Raw genomic sequence first — 1203 nt, forward strand, 5'->3', positions numbered from 1 at the left:
GCTAGTGAGCTGGTTCGGAGATTCTTGAGCAGTAGCGGCAGATCCGTTCGATGATCTGGTCTGCGGTCTTGGTCCATTTGAACGGGCGGGCGCTGTCGTTCCAGTTCTTGATCCAGTCCTCGAGTGCGGTCTTCAGGTCCTCGAGCGAGCAGAACACCCCGCGCTCGAGGCAGCGCCGTTCCAGCTCCGCGAACCAGCGCTCGACCTGGTTGATCCAGGACGAGTACGTCGGGGTGAAGTGCAACTGCACGCGGGGATGCGCCACCAGCCAGTGGTGCACCACGGGTGACTTGTGGGTGGAGAGGTTGTCGCAGATCACGTGGACCGCCAGGCCCGGCCGGGTCTGGCGGTCGATCTCGTCGAGGAAGTCCCGGAAGTCGACGGCGCGGTGCTGGGCAGACAGGTGGCTGATGACCTTGCCGGTGGCGATGTTCAGCGCGGCGAACAGATCCACGGTGCCGTGGCGCACGTAGTCGAAGCTGCGACGCTCAGGGGTCCCCGGCAGCATCGGCAGCACTGGCGCGGTCCGCTCCAGGGCCTGGATCTGCGGCTTCTCGTCCACGGCGAACACCACCGCGTTCGCCGGCGGGGCCAGGTAGAGCCCGACCACGTCGCGGATCTTGTCGATCAGCAGCGGGTCCGGGGAGATCTTGAAGGTCTCCGTCCGCCAGGGCTGCAGCCCGAAGGCCCGCCAGATCCGCAGCACGCTCGACGGTGAGATGCCGACCTTCGCGGCGAGCTCCCGCTTGGACCAGTGAGTGGAGCCTTCCGGCGTCTCTTCCAGTGTGCGCACCACCACCTCCTCCACCTGGGCGTCGGTGATGGTGCGCGGGACTCCGGGCCGCGGCTCGTCTGCCAGGCCGTCCAGGCGGTCGCGCAGGAAACGGGCCCGCCACCGGTTGACCGTCCCCCGATTGACCCCCAGCCGGGCGGCCACCGCGATGTTGCTGCCGCCCTCCGCGCATGCCAGCACGATCCGCGCGCGCATGGCGAGCCCCTGGGCGGTCTTGCGTCGGTTCGCCCATCCCTGCAAGGTCAGCCGCTCGACATCGGACAAGATCAGCGGCCGCAGTCTGCTGTCACCCATACGGACAGCAGACTCCTGAGCTGTCGATGCGTCACCACCCGCGACAACAACCACGCCGAAACTGAAACGCAACGCACCTCACGTGGCGACCGCAGATCTCAAGACCGGGTCACTAG

Annotated in this window: 1 protein-coding gene; it reads right to left on the bottom strand. The window is 67.2% G+C overall.

The genetic code is table 11. The annotated features are described in order from the left end of the window. Position 1: 1 nt before the first annotated feature. Positions 2–1087, bottom strand: a complete 1086-nt coding sequence (locus ACIQOW_RS39680) for an IS630 family transposase (protein WP_401092859.1) — start codon at positions 1085–1087, stop codon at positions 2–4. Between the last annotated feature and the right edge of the window lie 116 nt (positions 1088–1203).

This window comes from Kitasatospora sp. NPDC091335 (assembly GCF_044757205.1).
Taxonomy (GTDB): domain Bacteria; phylum Actinomycetota; class Actinomycetes; order Streptomycetales; family Streptomycetaceae; genus Kitasatospora.

Coding starts and splice junctions, on each gene's coding strand:
- ACIQOW_RS39680 (WP_401092859.1), bottom strand. CDS start 1,087: ATGGGTGACAGCAGACTGCGGCCGCTGATCTTGTCCGATGTCGAGCGG.